Genomic DNA, 14,350 nt, shown 5'->3' on the forward strand with positions numbered 1-14,350 from the left:
GTGTTTACAGGAATTATCGCCGCAGTTGGCAAAATTACGGCCATTGAGCCAAGAGGGCAGGATGTGCGCCTCACGGTAGATTCAGACAAGCTGGATTTGTCTGATGTCCAGTTGGGCGACAGTATCGCCCACAATGGGGTGTGCCTGACCGTGATAGACAAGCTCCCACAAGGATATCTGCTGGACGTCTCTGCCGAGACTTTGCGTGTAACGGTGGGTCTGGAGAAGGTAGGTAATCTGGTAAATCTGGAGAAAGCCTTGCGGCTATCCGATCGGCTGGGCGGACACCTGGTTTCCGGGCATGTAGATGGCGTCGGTGAAGTGGTTCGTTTTGAAACCCCAGAAGGGGAAACCGACAGCGACTGCATGGAGCTGGTCATTGATGCACCGGTCAATATTGCCAAATATATCGCTCATAAAGGGTCGGTCACCGTCAATGGCGTCAGCCTTACGGTCAACAAAGTGGATGGAACCAAATTCTCCATCAATCTGATTCCGCATACGCTGCAAGAAACCAACCTGCATCAGCTCAACGCAGGAAGCAAGGTCAATCTGGAGATTGACCTGATTGCACGTTATGTTGAGCGTATGAATTCATTTAATGCATAAGTTGTAGTTGTCTGCCTCACAAAACAAACAGGCCAGAACATCTGGCCTGTTTGTTTTTACCTGCCCGGGTTTACGCAGGTTTACGTCTTTTTGGCTTTGCTGCCGGCTTTGTCGCAGGTGCGGCGACTGTTTTGGCTGCCGGAGTTTTCAGCGTAGCTGGCTTGCTGGTTGACCGGTTACGCTGTGGCTTGGACGTTGCCGTTGCCGTTGGTTTGTTAGCCTTCGGCTTGGTGGTCTTTGCGTCTTTAGGCTCGTCTGTGGTTTCCTTGTTCAGCTCGCTGGCGTCAACCAGCACGAAATCAATCTTCGAGCTTTCCATGTCAACACGGACGACCTTGATGGTGACCCGTCCCCCTAGCTGGAAACTGGTACCTGTTTTTTCACCATTCAGCTGGTGTCTAACTGCGTCAAAATGGTAGTAATCTCGGCCAAGTTCAGAGATATGAACCAGTCCCTCAACATAAACATCATCCAGTACCACAAAGATGCCAAACGGCGTGGCTGCTGAAATGGTGCCGGAATAAACCTCACCCACTTTATCCTGCATGAAGTAGCATTTCAGCCAGTTTTCCACATCGCGCGAAGCTTCATCTGCACGACGCTCAGTCATCGAGCAATGCTCGCCTAACTGGACCCAGTCACCTGCCTTGTATTTCTTGCCAGCCAGAATTGCTTTGATGGTTCGGTGAACCAGCAAGTCCGGATAGCGACGAATAGGGGAGGTAAAGTGGGTGTAAGCGTCGTATCCAAGCCCGAAGTGTCCCACGTTTTCTGGCCCGTATTGCGCCTGCATCAGAGACCTTAACAATACGGTCTGCATCAGGCCGGCATCCGGCCGAATGCGAATCTGATCCATCAGGGTGGCGTAATCTTTTGCCGATGGCGATTCGCCGCCCGCCAGAGACAAACCAAAATCTTTCAGGAATGCACGCAGCTTTTCCAGTTTGTCCAGTGAAGGGGTTTCATGGTTACGGAACAGGCAAGGGTGCTTGTGTTTGAGAATAATCTCGGCGGCACACACGTTGGCCGCCAGCATGCATTCTTCGATCAGGCGGTGTGCATCGTTGCGCACCACGGGGACAATAGTCTCGATCTTGCCATGCTCATCAAAGATCATGCGGGTTTCTGTGGTATCAAAATCAATCGCACCACGATGATCCCTGGCAGTTTTCAGTGCCTCAAATACCTGATTCAAATGAACCAGATGCGGCAGTACCTTTTTGCCGGTTTCATCCGTAACTTCATCCGGTTTTGCAAGCCATTCAGCAACTTGCGTGTAAGTCAGACGGGCCTGGGAGAACATCACCGCTTCATAAAACTCATAGCTTTTGATTTCGCCTTTACGGTTGATTTGCATGTCGCAAACCATACACAGACGTTCAACGCTCGGGTTGAGTGAACAAATCCCGTTAGATAGTCCTTCCGGCAGCATTGGAATCACGCGACGCGGGAAGTACACCGAATTACCGCGAGCCTTGGCTTCATCATCCAGCGCAGTGCCAGTCGTAACGTAATAGCTAACATCAGCAATGGCGACCAGCAGGCGCCAGCCTTTTCCTTTGGTTTCACAAAAAACGGCGTCATCAAAGTCTTTTGCCGTTTCGCCATCAATGGTGACCAATGGCAGACCCGTGATGTCTACGCGTCCTTCTTTATCTTTTTTCCGGACCTTTTCCGGAATCTTGCTGGCCAGCACCGCTTCAGAGAACTGATGTGGCAGGTTGTGCTTACGCAAGGCAATTTCGACTTCCATGCCAGGGTCAGCATAGTTCCCCAGTACCTCCAGTACACGCCCGATTGGTTTTGCATACTTGCTAGGCTGCTGAACCAAAGACACCATGACGATCTGGCCAGGTTTCAGTGGCTCGGTCAGGTGCGTGTTTTCGCTTTTTGGCAGCAGGATTTCATGCGGAATCCGCTTGTCTTCTGCGAGCGCAAACGGAATGCCGCGCTCAACAATGATGCGCCCCACCAGCGTTTGCTGGGCGCGCTCAAGGACTTCGATAATGATGCCTTCACGCTTGCCGGTGCGATTCCCGCCACGGCGGTCGCTCTGGGTTTCACGAACCAGAACCCGGTCACCATGCATGACCTTTAGCATCTCGCGGGCAGAAATAAACAGGTCCGGACTGCCATCTTCTGGTATGCAGAAACCAAAGCCATCTGGATGTCCCTGGATTTTGCCGCGGATCAAGTCAATCTTTTCGGCGATGCAGATGGCACCCTTGCGGTTGAAGATGATCTCACCTTCGCGTTCCATGGCCCGCAGGCGCTTGGCAAACAGGGTTTCTTCATCGGTATGGATATCAAGCAGGTTCATCAGCTCGACAGGCCACATCGGGACGCCTTGTTCCGTCAGGATCTGGCGAATGTATTCCCGGCTTGGTAACGGGGAGGCGTAGTTGGTTTGCTCACGCTTTAACCATGGGTCCTGCATGCGTATGCTATCTGAGGACATTTTCTTTGGCCTTGGTTTTTCTGTGGCTTGAATAGTAGGGGTTGAAGGCGTCTGAACTGAGGTGTCAGTTCGCTTTCTGGTACCGGTGCGGGGGGTTGAACGAGGGGTAGAAGTACTGGTGTGTCTCTTTTTTTGCATTCTGGTAGTTGACATAGAGTCGGAAAGCCTTATAATGCGTGCTTCTTCGCAAGGATGCAACAGAAAACGAAATTAAATTTTCTGTTGTTGATTGTCAGGAATGCAGAAAATTACTGCCCAGGTGGCGGAATTGGTAGACGCACTAGGTTCAGGTCCTAGCGGTGGCAACACTGTGGAAGTTCGAGTCTTCTCCTGGGCACCAGTAAGTTTCTGTATGAATGATGATTTATCCTTGATCATGTGTCATGATTGAGCACATGCCCAGGTGGCGGAATTGGTAGACGCACTAGGTTCAGGTCCTAGCGGTGGCAACACTGTGGAAGTTCGAGTCTTCTCCTGGGCACCAGCTTTTTTGGTTCCTTTCTGGTTTTAAATCCCAAGTTTCACTTTAGATGTCTTTATCATCGGCCCTCGGTTGATTTGACCTCTATCTCTTAGTCTTAAATTTCCCCAAGTAGTGACCTTCTTCAGATTAAAAATCTGCAAAAACGTTAAAATTTTGACTTCAGACTTGTCTAGATGTCGCGTTTTATGAAATAGTTAACGCTTTTTTGAATCTTTAATCCTTGTCGCGTGGCAAGGTGGTAAGATTATGCGTCATGCAGTTGACGCATTTTTCTGGGTTTTAATTTAGGTAACGAGGGAAACATGGCAGTTAAGCACTTTTTGCAATTTAGCGACTTTACTCTGGCCGAATATGAGTACCTGATCCGACGTACTGCAGAGTTGAAGCGACGCTGGAAAGCGGGCGAAGTGTATCAGCCTTTAAAAGGTAAAGTGCTAACCATGATTTTCGAAAAAAACTCTACCCGTACCCGGGTAGCGTTTGAAGCCGGTATGGCCCAGTTGGGTGGCCACGCAGTCTTTTTGTCAAATAATGACTCCCAATTAGGTCGTGGCGAGCCGATTGAGGATGTCTCCCGTGTTGTCTCCCGCATGACCGATATTGTCATGGTTCGTACCTTTGAGCATCGTATTGTTGAACGGTTTGCTTCCGTATCCCGCGTACCGGTCATTAATGCGCTGACGAACGAACTGCACCCATGCCAGACATTGGCTGATATTTTCACGTTCATTGAGCACCGCGGCTCTATCAAGGGTAAAACTGTTGCCTGGGTCGGGGATGCCAATAATATTTCCTATACTTGGCGGCAGGCAGCCAAGCTATTTGATTTCCAGCTTCGTGCCGCAACACCTAAGGGTTATGAATTCAAGGATGTGGATGGTGTGAAATACGACGAGCGTCATTTCCTCCAACTGACAGATCCTAAAGACGCCATTTCTGGCGCTGATATCGTGACAACCGATGTGTGTGTCTCCATGGGCTTTGAGCGCGAGTCATTGCAGCGCAAGATGGACTTTGAGCCTTATGAAGTAACTAACAACCTGATGTCTTTGGCAAAACCTGATGCAGTCTTCATGCATTGCTTGCCAGCACATCGAGGCGAGGAAGTGGCAGCCGAAGTCATTGACGGGCCGCAAAGCGTAGTCTGGGACGAAGCAGAAAACCGTATGCACACCCAGAAAGCACTGCTTGAATACTTGTTGCTGGGTGAAGTAAATGACTGAGTTGTGACAGACTGTCTGATCTGTCGATAGGCCATGGAGGCAGCAGTGTCTGGCTTACGGCAAATGCAGCGTTGATACAACAAAAAAACCGTGGAATTTTCTTCTGCGGTTTTTTTGTGCTTGTTTTGGCAAGGCAGGGTCAGACTTGGGCGTATAATTTTGGTCTGGTAAAAATGCTGTGTGAACTGGGGTTCTAAATGCAGTTAAATGAAGAAGTGATCTCGACCTTGGGTATGGAAATCGGGGTAACCGGGTTGATTTTGTACATGGGTTTCATTGTCTATGATCTGGCAAAGGAATCAAAAGCTGGCAAGTATGGTTCGATGGTGTTGTTTGGTACGTTGGGCCTTGGCGTATTCGGATTTGTATTAAAAACGGTCTTAACACAAGTATTGACTTGAAAAGGTAACTTGAAATGAGCAATTTGGTATTTGATCAGGTAAGCGTCAATAAAAAAGCCAGTGTGTACTTTGACGGCAAATGCATCAGCCATGGTATTATTTTCCCTGACGGCACAAAAAAGTCTGTCGGTGTTATTTTGCCTGCGTCCCTGACGTTCAATACTGGTGCCCCTGAGATCATGGAAATTATCGAAGGTGCCTGCAAGGTGAAGCTTAACGGTCAGGATACCTGGGTTAGCTATACGGCCGGTTCGCAATTCAACGTGCCTGGCAACTCCAGTTTTGAGATTGAAGTGACAGATACCGTACATTATGTTTGCCACTTTGGCTAAGCTAGCATAGTCGCTGTAATTTGACCGCCACTTGCACAATCTTGAAGTGGCGGTCTTGTTGTTGTCATAAAATTATTGCATCATTCTCTAAGGTTTATGGCTTGCACCCAAGTCATGAGCGTGCTCTCTGCCAAGTCCGTAGCTGGCTTGATATCACTCGATTCTCGTATTGCAGTGCCATTTGGAAGTTGAATATCAACGATGGGGTCTAGATGCTGAATAATGATCAATTGACGGATATTCTTTCTGCATTTCCTGATCCCGTATTCATCCTGTCACAAAGCGGCAAGTATGTTGCCATCCTTGGGGGGACTGATCACCGTTATTACCATGATGGCAGCTCGCTGATTGGCAAATCGATCCTGGATGTGATTCCGGAGGATAAGGCACGTTGGTTTATTGAGCAGATCAGCCTGGCCATCCAGCATCAGGGCTTGCATATCGTTGAGTATAGCCTCGGAGGTGAGGAGGTTGCCGGTCTTGAAGAAGACGGTCCCATAGGGGCCATCTGGTTTGAAGGTCGAATTCAGCTTTTACCGGGGCTGTATGAGGGGGAGCAGGCAGTACTGTGGGTTGCCAGCAATATTACCGAGCGCCATGAGCTGGAAATCAAGCTTCGTCAATTAACGGAGATTGATGAGCTGACAGGTATTTTTAACCGGCGAAAGCTCATGAGTACGCTACAGGACGAGTTCGAACAATTTACTCGCTACCAGGCTGCTACTTCATTGTTTATCTTTGATATCGACAACTTCAAACACATCAATGACAGTCTTGGGCACCATGCGGGGGATGAAGTTCTGCGCGTAGTGGCTGATGTTTGCAAGCATCACCTGCGTAAGACAGACCTTGCCGCCAGGTTGGGAGGAGATGAGTTCGTTGTCTTGATGCCACACACCCATCCCGAACAAGCCCTTCAACTGGCAGAGCGCATCAGAAGCCATTTACCAGAAGCAATTGCGACCATGTTGCAACTGGGGCCGATAAGCCAGTTAGGGACCATCAGTGGAGGTATCAGCGAGATGCGCACGGAGGATGCGTCCATGGCCGATGTGTTGCGGCGCGCAGATGCAGCCCTTTACCAGGCCAAGGGTGAAGGCCGAAATTGCCTGAAATTTCTGTAAGTACCTGGCACAGGATTCTCCTGCCAGCCAAGCCCCCCCCCCTTTTTGATGGTACGGACTAGAGAAAGCGATCCCACTCAATGGGTGAACGCCCCATTGCCTGAAGCCATTCATTTGCGGTTTTGAAATGACCACATCCTATGAACCCTCTGTGTGCTGACAGCGGGGAGGGGTGAGGTGCTTCAAGGATCAAGTGTGATGCAGTATCCAGGAGCGGCTTTTTCTTCTGTGCATCACTTCCCCATAGCATGAAAACCATTGGTTGTTCTGATGCCGCCAACGCATGAATCAGATGGTCGGTAATGATCTCCCAGCCACGTTTTCTGTGGCTTCCTGCTTCTCCGGCTCTAACCGTCATGACGGTATTCAGCAGCAAAACTCCTTGATCAGCCCATCCTGATAGATGGCCATGCGCAGGCATGCTGGAGATTTGTCCGGAGTGTTGTAGTTCCTTGAAGATATTCTTGAGGGATGGAGGGGCTTTGACACCTGGCAGGACAGAAAATGACAATCCGTGGGCCTGCCCCTCTCCGTGATAGGGATCTTGTCCGAGAATGACGACTTTGACCGCCTCCAGCGGGGTGTGCTGCAATGCCGTAAAGGGGGTGGACGGATAAATCTGATGGCCGGCCTGACGCTCTTGCTCCAGAAAGTCTTGCAATGCTTGCCAGGTAGCCGTCAGTTGAGGCGTCTGTAGCATGTGTTTCCAGCTTGCGGGCAGGGAGTCAAGCTGATCCGCCAGTGGTGTCATTGCCTGTGCTTGTGGGGGCGCAAAAAGATCTGATTGCATGCGTTATCGTTTCAGTTTGGCAAAGGCTGCAGAAAAAGCAGTTTCTTGCTGGGCTGGTTGATGTTTGCCAGCCGCTTTGGCTGCAGGCGTACGTGGTTGTGCCGTTTGTGGCGCCTGCTGCGGTCTTGCCGGTTTAGCTGCTTCATCCTTCAGACGCATTGTCAGTGCGATACGCTGCCTTGGAATATCAACTTCCACGACTTTGACTTTGACGATATCACCCGCTTTAACCACCTGACGCGGGTCTTGCACAAATTTGTCGGCCAGTGCCGAGATATGGACCAGCCCATCCTGATGCACGCCAATATCCACGAAAGCCCCGAAATTGGTGACGTTGGAAATAACGCCATTCATGATCTGGCCGGGGATAAGGTCTTTAATCGTTTCAATACCTTCCGTAAAGACAACCGCCTTGAATTCCGGGCGCGGGTCGCGGCCTGGCTTCTCAAGCTCGCTCATGATGTCTTTGACGGTAGGCAAACCCACCTGCTCATCAATAAAGTCTGCCGGTTTTAATTGCCTTAACAGCTCGATCTGCCCCATCACTTCTTTGATGGACTTATCCAGTGTCTTTAGCATTTTATGCACGACTGGATAACTTTCCGGGTGCACAGCTGATGCGTCCAGCGGGTTTTCCCCGTTGTTGACCCTTAAAAATCCTGCTGCCTGTTCAAACGTTTTTTCGCCAAGGCGAGGCACTTTCTTCAGCTGTTGCCGGCTGTCAAAACGACCCGTTTCATTGCGGTACTTAACGATATTCTGTGCCAAGGTGGTGCTAAGGCCAGAAACGCGTGCCAGCAGGGCCACTGAAGCGGTATTGAGGTCTACCCCTACGGCATTCACGCAATCCTCTACAACGGCGTCCAGCGCACGTGCAAGCTGTGTCTGGTTGACGTCATGCTGGTACTGGCCAACCCCGATGGATTTGGGTGTGATCTTGACCAGCTCTGCAAGCGGGTCCTGCAAGCGCCGGGCAATCGAAACTGCACCCCGCAGGCTGACGTCAAGATCTGGAAACTCTTTGGCAGCCAGTTCCGAAGCTGAATATACAGAGGCTCCGGCTTCAGAAACAACCAGTTTTTGCATGCCCAGAGAGGCATTCTGCTTGATCAGGTCGGCTGCCAATTTGTCGGTCTCCCGGCTAGCAGTACCGTTGCCGATGGCAATCAGCGCGACTTGATGTTTTTCGGCCAGTTTGGACAATTGGTGCAGGCTACCATTCCAGTCATTCCGAGGTGCATGCGGATAGATGGTTGCTGTTTCAAGCAGCTTGCCTGTCGCATCGACAACGGCTACCTTGACGCCGGTACGCAACCCTGGGTCGAGGCCCATGGTTGCCTTCATGCCAGCTGGCGCTGCCAGCAATAGATCGCGCAAGTTACTGGCGAAGACCCGAATGGCCTCGGACTCGGCCTGTTCTCGCAACTGGTTGATCAGCTCCAGCTCCAGGCTGGTACCAATCTTTGCACGCCATGCAAGGCGGACCGTATCGAGCAGCCATTTGTCTGTCGGTGTGCCTTGGTCGCGGATGGCGAAGGCTTGTGCGATGCGTTGCTCGGCACGATGAAAGGGCGGCGGGGTATCCTCAAGCTGCTCTGGCAGCAAAAGAGAGACATTGAGTACACCTTCATTTCGCCCCCTTAGCAGTGCCAGCGCACGGTGTGAGGGGACTTGCCGTATGGCTTCCGTATAGTCAAAGTAATCCGAGAATTTGGTGCCTGCATCTTTTTGCCCATCAATCAGGGTTGATTTCAGTACCCCATCCTGCCACAGCAGTTCACGCAGTTGTCCGAGAAGCGGGGCATGCTCAGAGAAAGTTTCGATCAGGATATGGCGTGCACCATCCAGTACGGATTTGGTATCTGCAAAGCCCGTTTCAGGGTTCAGGAATGGCGTTGCCAACGCTTCAAGCTGTGCATCCGGTGATGTCAGCAACTGATCTGCCAAAGGCTGTAGACCAGCCTCTCTCGCAATCTGGGCTTTGGTTCTGCGCTTGGGTTTGAACGGGAGATAAAGGTCTTCCAGGGCCTGTTTGGTTTCTGCCCGCAGGATCAGGTTCTGCAATGGGGTATCCAGTTTGCCCTGTTCTTCGATGCTCTGGATGATGGCTTGGCGCCGGTCTTCCAGTTCACGCAGGTAGGATAGCCGCTCTTCCAGAAGACGTAACTGTGTGTCGTCCAGACCGCCGGTGACCTCTTTGCGATAACGTGCAATGAAGGGCACTGTTGCACCTTCATCAAGCAAGTTCACGGCAGCAGCAACCTGTGACTCTCTTGCATGAAGTTCGTTGGCTAATCTGGAAAAAATCGAAGGAAGCATGTGGCGATCCTGCTAGATAACAAGTTCGCCACTTTGGGGAAGTTTAACCAGAAAATCAAGTATTAGTTGATCTTTGCATGTAAGCCGTCATGTCCTCTGAAGACAATGGCTTGCTGTAGTGGAAGCCTTGGGCGTACTCACAGCCCAACTGGCGCAGGAATTTGGCTTGTTCCTCTGTTTCTACGCCTTCCGCAACCACTTGCAGCTTCAGGTTGTGTGCCATCGCGATAATCGCCGACGTGATGGATGCATCGTCCGGGTCATTGATCACATCACGCACAAATGACCTGTCTACTTTCAGATGGTCAATCGGGAAGCGTTTCAGGTATGACAGGCTTGAGTAACCTGTCCCAAAATCATCAATTGCCAGAGATACCCCAAGCTCATGAAGCTCGGATAGCAGCTGAATGGTGTCTTCCACTTCATACATCAGCAGAGATTCTGTAATTTCGAGTTCCAGATAATCCGGGTCCAGCCGGCTTTCTGCCAAAGCACCAGATACGGTCTCAACCAGAGAGCCTTTCAGGAATTGTCTTGCAGAAAGGTTGACGGCGACTGGAATCTTGATCAGCCCGGCATCCTGCCAGATTTTTGACTGACGGCATGCTTCTCTCAGCACCCATTCACCAATCGGAACGATCAAACCGGTTTCTTCGGCAATCGGAATAAAGCGCAGCGGAGAAACCAGGCCATGCTCAGGATGGCGCCAGCGAATCAGGGCTTCCATACCGACCAGTTCACCAGTGTTCAGATCGACCTGCGGTTGGTAATGCAATTCAAACTGATTCTGCTTGATGGCAATCCGTAACTGACGTTCCATATCCAGTCGCTCTGTCGCCGCAGTATTCATGCTTTGCTTGAAGAACTGGTAGTTGTTACGGCCACTGTCTTTGGCAAAATACATGGCTGTATCGGCATTACGCATCAGCCCATCAACGGTGGAGCCGTCATCCGGGCAGATTGCAATACCGATTGACGGCGTGATGTGCAGATCCATATTGTCAATGACAAACGTGCTGGTCAGCGCTTCCATGATCTTCAGGGCGCTGGTTTCGGCGCCGCTGGCATCATCCAGGCTGGACAATACAATCACGAACTCGTCACCGCCAATCCGCGCTACTGTATCTGCATGCCGCACACAACCAATCAGCCGATCCGCCACATGCTTTAGCAACCGGTCACCAAAGCTGTGCCCCAGGGTATCGTTGATGTTCTTGAATCGGTCCAGATCGATAAATAGCAGGGCACTCTTCTTGTGGTTGCGCTCTGCCTGCAAGATGGACTGCATCAACCGGTCTTGCAGCAGGTTTCTGTTTGGCAGACCTGTCACCGTGTCGTGATGTGCCAAATGCCAGATGTGGTCCGCATGCTGTTTTTGCTCGGTAATATCAGACGTGATGCAGACAAAGTTACGGATACCGCCATCATCCATGCGGATAGGGGACAGCGTGACCAGTTCCAGGAACATTTCGCCGTTCTCTTTGCGCGTCCAGATCTCACCTTCCCAATAGGTGTGGGTTGTCAGGTGCAGCTGTATGGTGTCCAGCAGGTTCTGGTAATGGTCCTTGCCTTTCAGCATGGGTGCAATAGAGCCGATCAAATGATCTTCAGTGGTGGCCAGCATCTGGCAGAATGCCGGGTTGGCCGAAATGATCTTGAAGTCACGGTCCAGAATCAGAATACCGTCCCGGCTTTGCTGAATGGCTCTTGACGCCAGTTGCAGGCCTTCTTCAATCATCTTCCGCTGCGTGACATCTACAATGGTGGCGCGAACATAGTTTCCAGACAGGGATGGCATCCTTGAAAGACGGATTTCCACCTGCAAATTAGGGTTTCTGGTGGTGGTATGCAACCACTCAAATACTTGGGGCTTACCAGAGAAGGTGGCCTCAAGAATGCGATGCCCACGCTCTTTGGAGGGTTGCCCATCCAGTTGCAGTGCCGGGGTGATGAGTGCATCCCACAGTGACAGGGTCAGCAGGCGTTCGCGGGTCAGGTTGTACAGGTCGCAGGCAAACGGGTTCGCATCGGTAAAGATGCCGGTATCGACATCAATCACCACAATGGCTTCAGGTGCATTCTCAATCAGAGAACGGTAACGCTCTTCGCTCATGGCCAGGGCCTGAGCCGAACGTTTACGGCCTTCAAGATCTTCTTCCAGCTTGAGATTGGTTTCTTCAAGTTCGATAAAAAGCGTATTGAGCGAACGGCGCGTGGTTTCCAATGATTGTCCCAGCATGCCCAATTCGTCCGTACGATCCCAGATGAATGGGGTTTCCAGCTCTTTTCGGGCCAGGCTTGTTGATTCTGAGATCAGTTTTCGGAGCGGGTCCAGCAAGCGCTTTTGTAGCAGGACCAGAATCATGATCATGCTGAGTAATAACTGACCCAGTAGAATGTTCAGGAAGGTGCGCTGGTAAATCGCGAGTTGCTCTTGCAGCAGGCCATCATGCATCACAATTTGCACGTCACCAATGGCCGTTCCTTTGCGCATGATCGGGCGTGTCACGCTGTAAGCCGTTCCAATGGCATTCTCTGTGTGTGACAGGGACAGGAAAGTACCTACGTTTTCGGCCTGGACTTTGATGCTGGCAATACGGTGGTCGCTGGCCAGTGCCTCCAGAATCGGTTTGGCCGATTCCGGGCTCAAGTTCCAGACAGGCTCTTGCATCCCTAGCGCCAGAATTTCTGCCAGCCGCTTTTGATCAAGATTAAAAGACTCATAAAGCTCTGCACGTCGTTTTTTGATGGCGTACAAACCCGTGCCTACTGCTGGCACGAGCAAGGCCAAAACCACTGTTACGATTAGAGCGCTACGAAGTGTTAGTCGAAAATTCAATCTCATGCAGTTGCCCGTCTAGCGACTGATAACCCGTTTTCGTTATAAAATTCTGTGTTCATTGTGTTGCTTCTTATTATTAGAGCATAACAGATGTTTGCTGCAATTGTTGTATAGAAAAAAGCATTATGCGTAAAGGGTTCACTGTACAATGTGCATCAGAAATTAAACGGCGCTATGCTGTCAATCGTTTATTGCACGTCAATTACGTAATCTCAATCCTATGTGAGCGTGTGCATTATACGCATTTAACACATATTCAATATGAGTTATTGTCAACCTTTTACTGTACCCGAGCGTTATTTTCCGGATGCTTTTCGAGTTTAATCAAACAATATAATTGAGTGTCAAATGAGTATCGAATCCTCGCGCATGTCATCTCTTGAGTTACGGGCCGGTTTGGGCCTGGCTGGCATCTATGCCCTCAGAATGTTGGGGATTTTTTTGTTTCTGCCGGTGTTTATGCCTTACGCCTCACATTTGCCTGGTAGTGATCCGGCGCTGGGCGGTATGGCGTTTGGCATTTTTGCATTGGTTCAGGCATGTCTGTTAATCCCGTTTGGCATGTGGTCAGATCGGGTGGGGCGAAAAAGAGTTATCTATATTGGCCTTGCCTTGCTGGCCATTGGTAGTTTTATAGCAGGTTCTGCTACTGATATCTACACGTTAATTGCTGCGAGAGCATTACAAGGGACAGGGGCAATCTCTGCCGCGCTAACCGCACTGCTGGCTGACTTGACCCGTGAAGAGCATCGAACCAAAGCCATGGCGATGATTGGTGGCAGTATCGGCGTGACATTTGCCGTTTCTCTGGTGGTCGCAGCCAAAATCGAGCACTGGATTGGGGTGCCCGGCATGTTCCGCCTGATCGGTTGTCTGGCAATTGCGGCCGCGCTTGGTGTGAAGTTCGTCGTGCCTGATCCCGTGATTTCCAGATTCCATTCAGATGCAGAAACCAAAGCCAACAGGCTGCCTGACATATTACGCAACCCGGATTTGCTGCGTCTTAACTTTGGGGTGTTTGCACTGCATGCTGCGCAGGCCGCCATGTTTGCCGTGATTCCGTTTGTACTGACAAAAGTATTGCAGCTGGACAAATCGGTGCAGTGGCATATTTACTTGCCGGTTGCCGCACTCGGATTTGTCCTGATGGTGCCTGCCATTATCTATGGCGAAAAGAAAGGCAAGCTGAAACCGGTGTTTTTAGGCGCGATCATACTCATGTTGATTGCCCAGGCAGGTATGGCATTCGGTCTGGTTTCGTTTACCAACATTTTTGCGTTGCTGGCCATCTACTTTGTCGCTTTTAACGTGCTGGAAGCGACACTACCTTCCTTGATTTCAAAGATGGCGCCCGCCGATGCCAAAGGGACGGCGATGGGCGTTCAAAATACGGCGCAATCCATCGGTTTTGCGGTGGGTGGTGGCTTGGGAGGGGTTATCTACAAGCATCAAGGTACCATGCCAACCTTTCTGTTCTGTGCTTTTCTGATGCTTGTCTGGTTTGTGATTGGCCTTGGCATGCGGCCTCCAATGAAGGTATCCAGCAAGATGTTTCATCTTGGAGATGACTGGCGTGGAGATGCCAATGCCCTCAGACAAAAACTGGCGGCATGTGATGGCGTACTGGAAGTAGCCGTGATTCCTGAAGAGTCTGCTGCTTATCTGAAGGTTGCACAAGCTGGCTGGGATGAGATGGCGGTCAAACAGTTGATTGACTCCACGCTGTAAACTGACCCCGCGGCAATTTTTTATGTGTTTGACATAAATA

10 protein-coding genes and 2 tRNA genes are annotated in these 14,350 nt (G+C 50.6%); 8 read left to right on the plus strand and 4 right to left on the minus strand.

What is annotated here, in order from left to right:
- Window positions 1-609, plus strand: a complete 609-nt coding sequence (locus F552_RS0110260) for a riboflavin synthase (RefSeq protein ID WP_018151653.1) — start codon at window positions 1-3, stop codon at window positions 607-609.
- Between the two features lie 70 nt (window positions 610-679).
- On the opposite strand, the gene rnr is transcribed toward F552_RS0110260, so the two are convergent.
- Entirely contained in the window at window positions 680-3,067 is a 2,388-nt protein-coding gene (gene rnr / locus F552_RS19070; protein ID WP_156802284.1) for a ribonuclease R, read from the minus strand.
- Between the two features lie 253 nt (window positions 3,068-3,320).
- Between rnr and F552_RS0110270 the strand changes: the two genes are divergently transcribed.
- From F552_RS0110270 to F552_RS0110295, 6 genes are all read left to right on the plus strand, one after another.
- Window positions 3,321-3,407 (plus strand) — tRNA-Leu (locus F552_RS0110270).
- 57 nt (window positions 3,408-3,464) lie between these two features.
- Window positions 3,465-3,551 (plus strand) — tRNA-Leu (locus F552_RS0110275).
- A 302-nt stretch (window positions 3,552-3,853) separates the two neighbouring features.
- The gene (gene argF / locus F552_RS0110280) at window positions 3,854-4,774 is read left to right on the plus strand and encodes an ornithine carbamoyltransferase (RefSeq protein WP_018151655.1); all 921 of its coding nucleotides are present in this window, start codon (window positions 3,854-3,856) and stop codon (window positions 4,772-4,774) included.
- A 197-nt stretch (window positions 4,775-4,971) separates the two neighbouring features.
- Entirely contained in the window at window positions 4,972-5,175 is a 204-nt protein-coding gene (locus F552_RS0110285; RefSeq protein WP_018151656.1) for a DUF2788 domain-containing protein, read from the plus strand.
- A gap of 14 nt (window positions 5,176-5,189) precedes the next feature.
- On the plus strand, window positions 5,190-5,507 hold the full coding sequence (gene ppnP, locus F552_RS0110290; RefSeq protein ID WP_018151657.1) for a pyrimidine/purine nucleoside phosphorylase: 318 nt from the start codon (window positions 5,190-5,192) through the stop codon (window positions 5,505-5,507).
- 212 nt (window positions 5,508-5,719) lie between these two features.
- The gene (locus tag F552_RS0110295; RefSeq protein WP_018151658.1) at window positions 5,720-6,631 is read left to right on the plus strand and encodes a GGDEF domain-containing protein; all 912 of its coding nucleotides are present in this window, start codon (window positions 5,720-5,722) and stop codon (window positions 6,629-6,631) included.
- Between the two features lie 58 nt (window positions 6,632-6,689).
- On the opposite strand, the gene F552_RS0110300 is transcribed toward F552_RS0110295, so the two are convergent.
- Genes F552_RS0110300 through F552_RS0110310 form a run of 3 tightly spaced genes read right to left on the minus strand, consistent with a single transcriptional unit; the run spans window position 6,690 to window position 12,519 of the window.
- On the minus strand, window positions 6,690-7,382 hold the full coding sequence (locus F552_RS0110300; protein WP_018151659.1) for a uracil-DNA glycosylase: 693 nt from the start codon (window positions 7,380-7,382) through the stop codon (window positions 6,690-6,692).
- Between the two features lie 42 nt (window positions 7,383-7,424).
- A complete protein-coding gene (locus F552_RS0110305) occupies window positions 7,425-9,740 on the minus strand; it encodes a Tex family protein (protein ID WP_018151660.1) in 2,316 nt (771 codons plus the stop codon).
- A 55-nt stretch (window positions 9,741-9,795) separates the two neighbouring features.
- A complete protein-coding gene (locus tag F552_RS0110310) occupies window positions 9,796-12,519 on the minus strand; it encodes a bifunctional diguanylate cyclase/phosphodiesterase (protein ID WP_169333590.1) in 2,724 nt (907 codons plus the stop codon).
- 411 nt (window positions 12,520-12,930) lie between these two features.
- Here F552_RS0110310 and F552_RS0110315 point away from each other — a divergent pair, with 411 nt between their 5' ends.
- Window positions 12,931-14,310: an MFS transporter gene (locus F552_RS0110315; protein WP_018151662.1), complete on the plus strand. Its 1,380-nt coding sequence runs from the start codon at window positions 12,931-12,933 to the stop codon at window positions 14,308-14,310.
- The last annotated feature ends 40 nt before the right edge of the window (window positions 14,311-14,350 follow it).

This window comes from Leeia oryzae DSM 17879 (assembly GCF_000376945.1).
In the GTDB taxonomy this organism is placed as follows: Bacteria; Pseudomonadota; Gammaproteobacteria; order Burkholderiales; family Leeiaceae; genus Leeia; species Leeia oryzae.

Bases quoted from the DNA above. Each gene is read 5' to 3' on its own strand.
- rnr (WP_156802284.1), bottom strand. From the start codon at position 3,067: ATGTCCTCAGATAGCATACGCATGCAGGACCCATGGTTAAAGCGTGAG.
- argF (WP_018151655.1), top strand. From the start codon at position 3,854: ATGGCAGTTAAGCACTTTTTGCAATTTAGCGACTTTACTCTGGCCGAA.
- F552_RS0110285 (WP_018151656.1), top strand. From the start codon at position 4,972: ATGCAGTTAAATGAAGAAGTGATCTCGACCTTGGGTATGGAAATCGGG.
- ppnP (WP_018151657.1), top strand. From the start codon at position 5,190: ATGAGCAATTTGGTATTTGATCAGGTAAGCGTCAATAAAAAAGCCAGT.
- F552_RS0110295 (WP_018151658.1), top strand. From the start codon at position 5,720: ATGCTGAATAATGATCAATTGACGGATATTCTTTCTGCATTTCCTGAT.
- F552_RS0110300 (WP_018151659.1), bottom strand. From the start codon at position 7,382: ATGACACCACTGGCGGATCAGCTTGACTCCCTGCCCGCAAGCTGGAAA.
- F552_RS0110305 (WP_018151660.1), bottom strand. From the start codon at position 9,740: ATGCTTCCTTCGATTTTTTCCAGATTAGCCAACGAACTTCATGCAAGA.
- F552_RS0110315 (WP_018151662.1), top strand. From the start codon at position 12,931: ATGAGTATCGAATCCTCGCGCATGTCATCTCTTGAGTTACGGGCCGGT.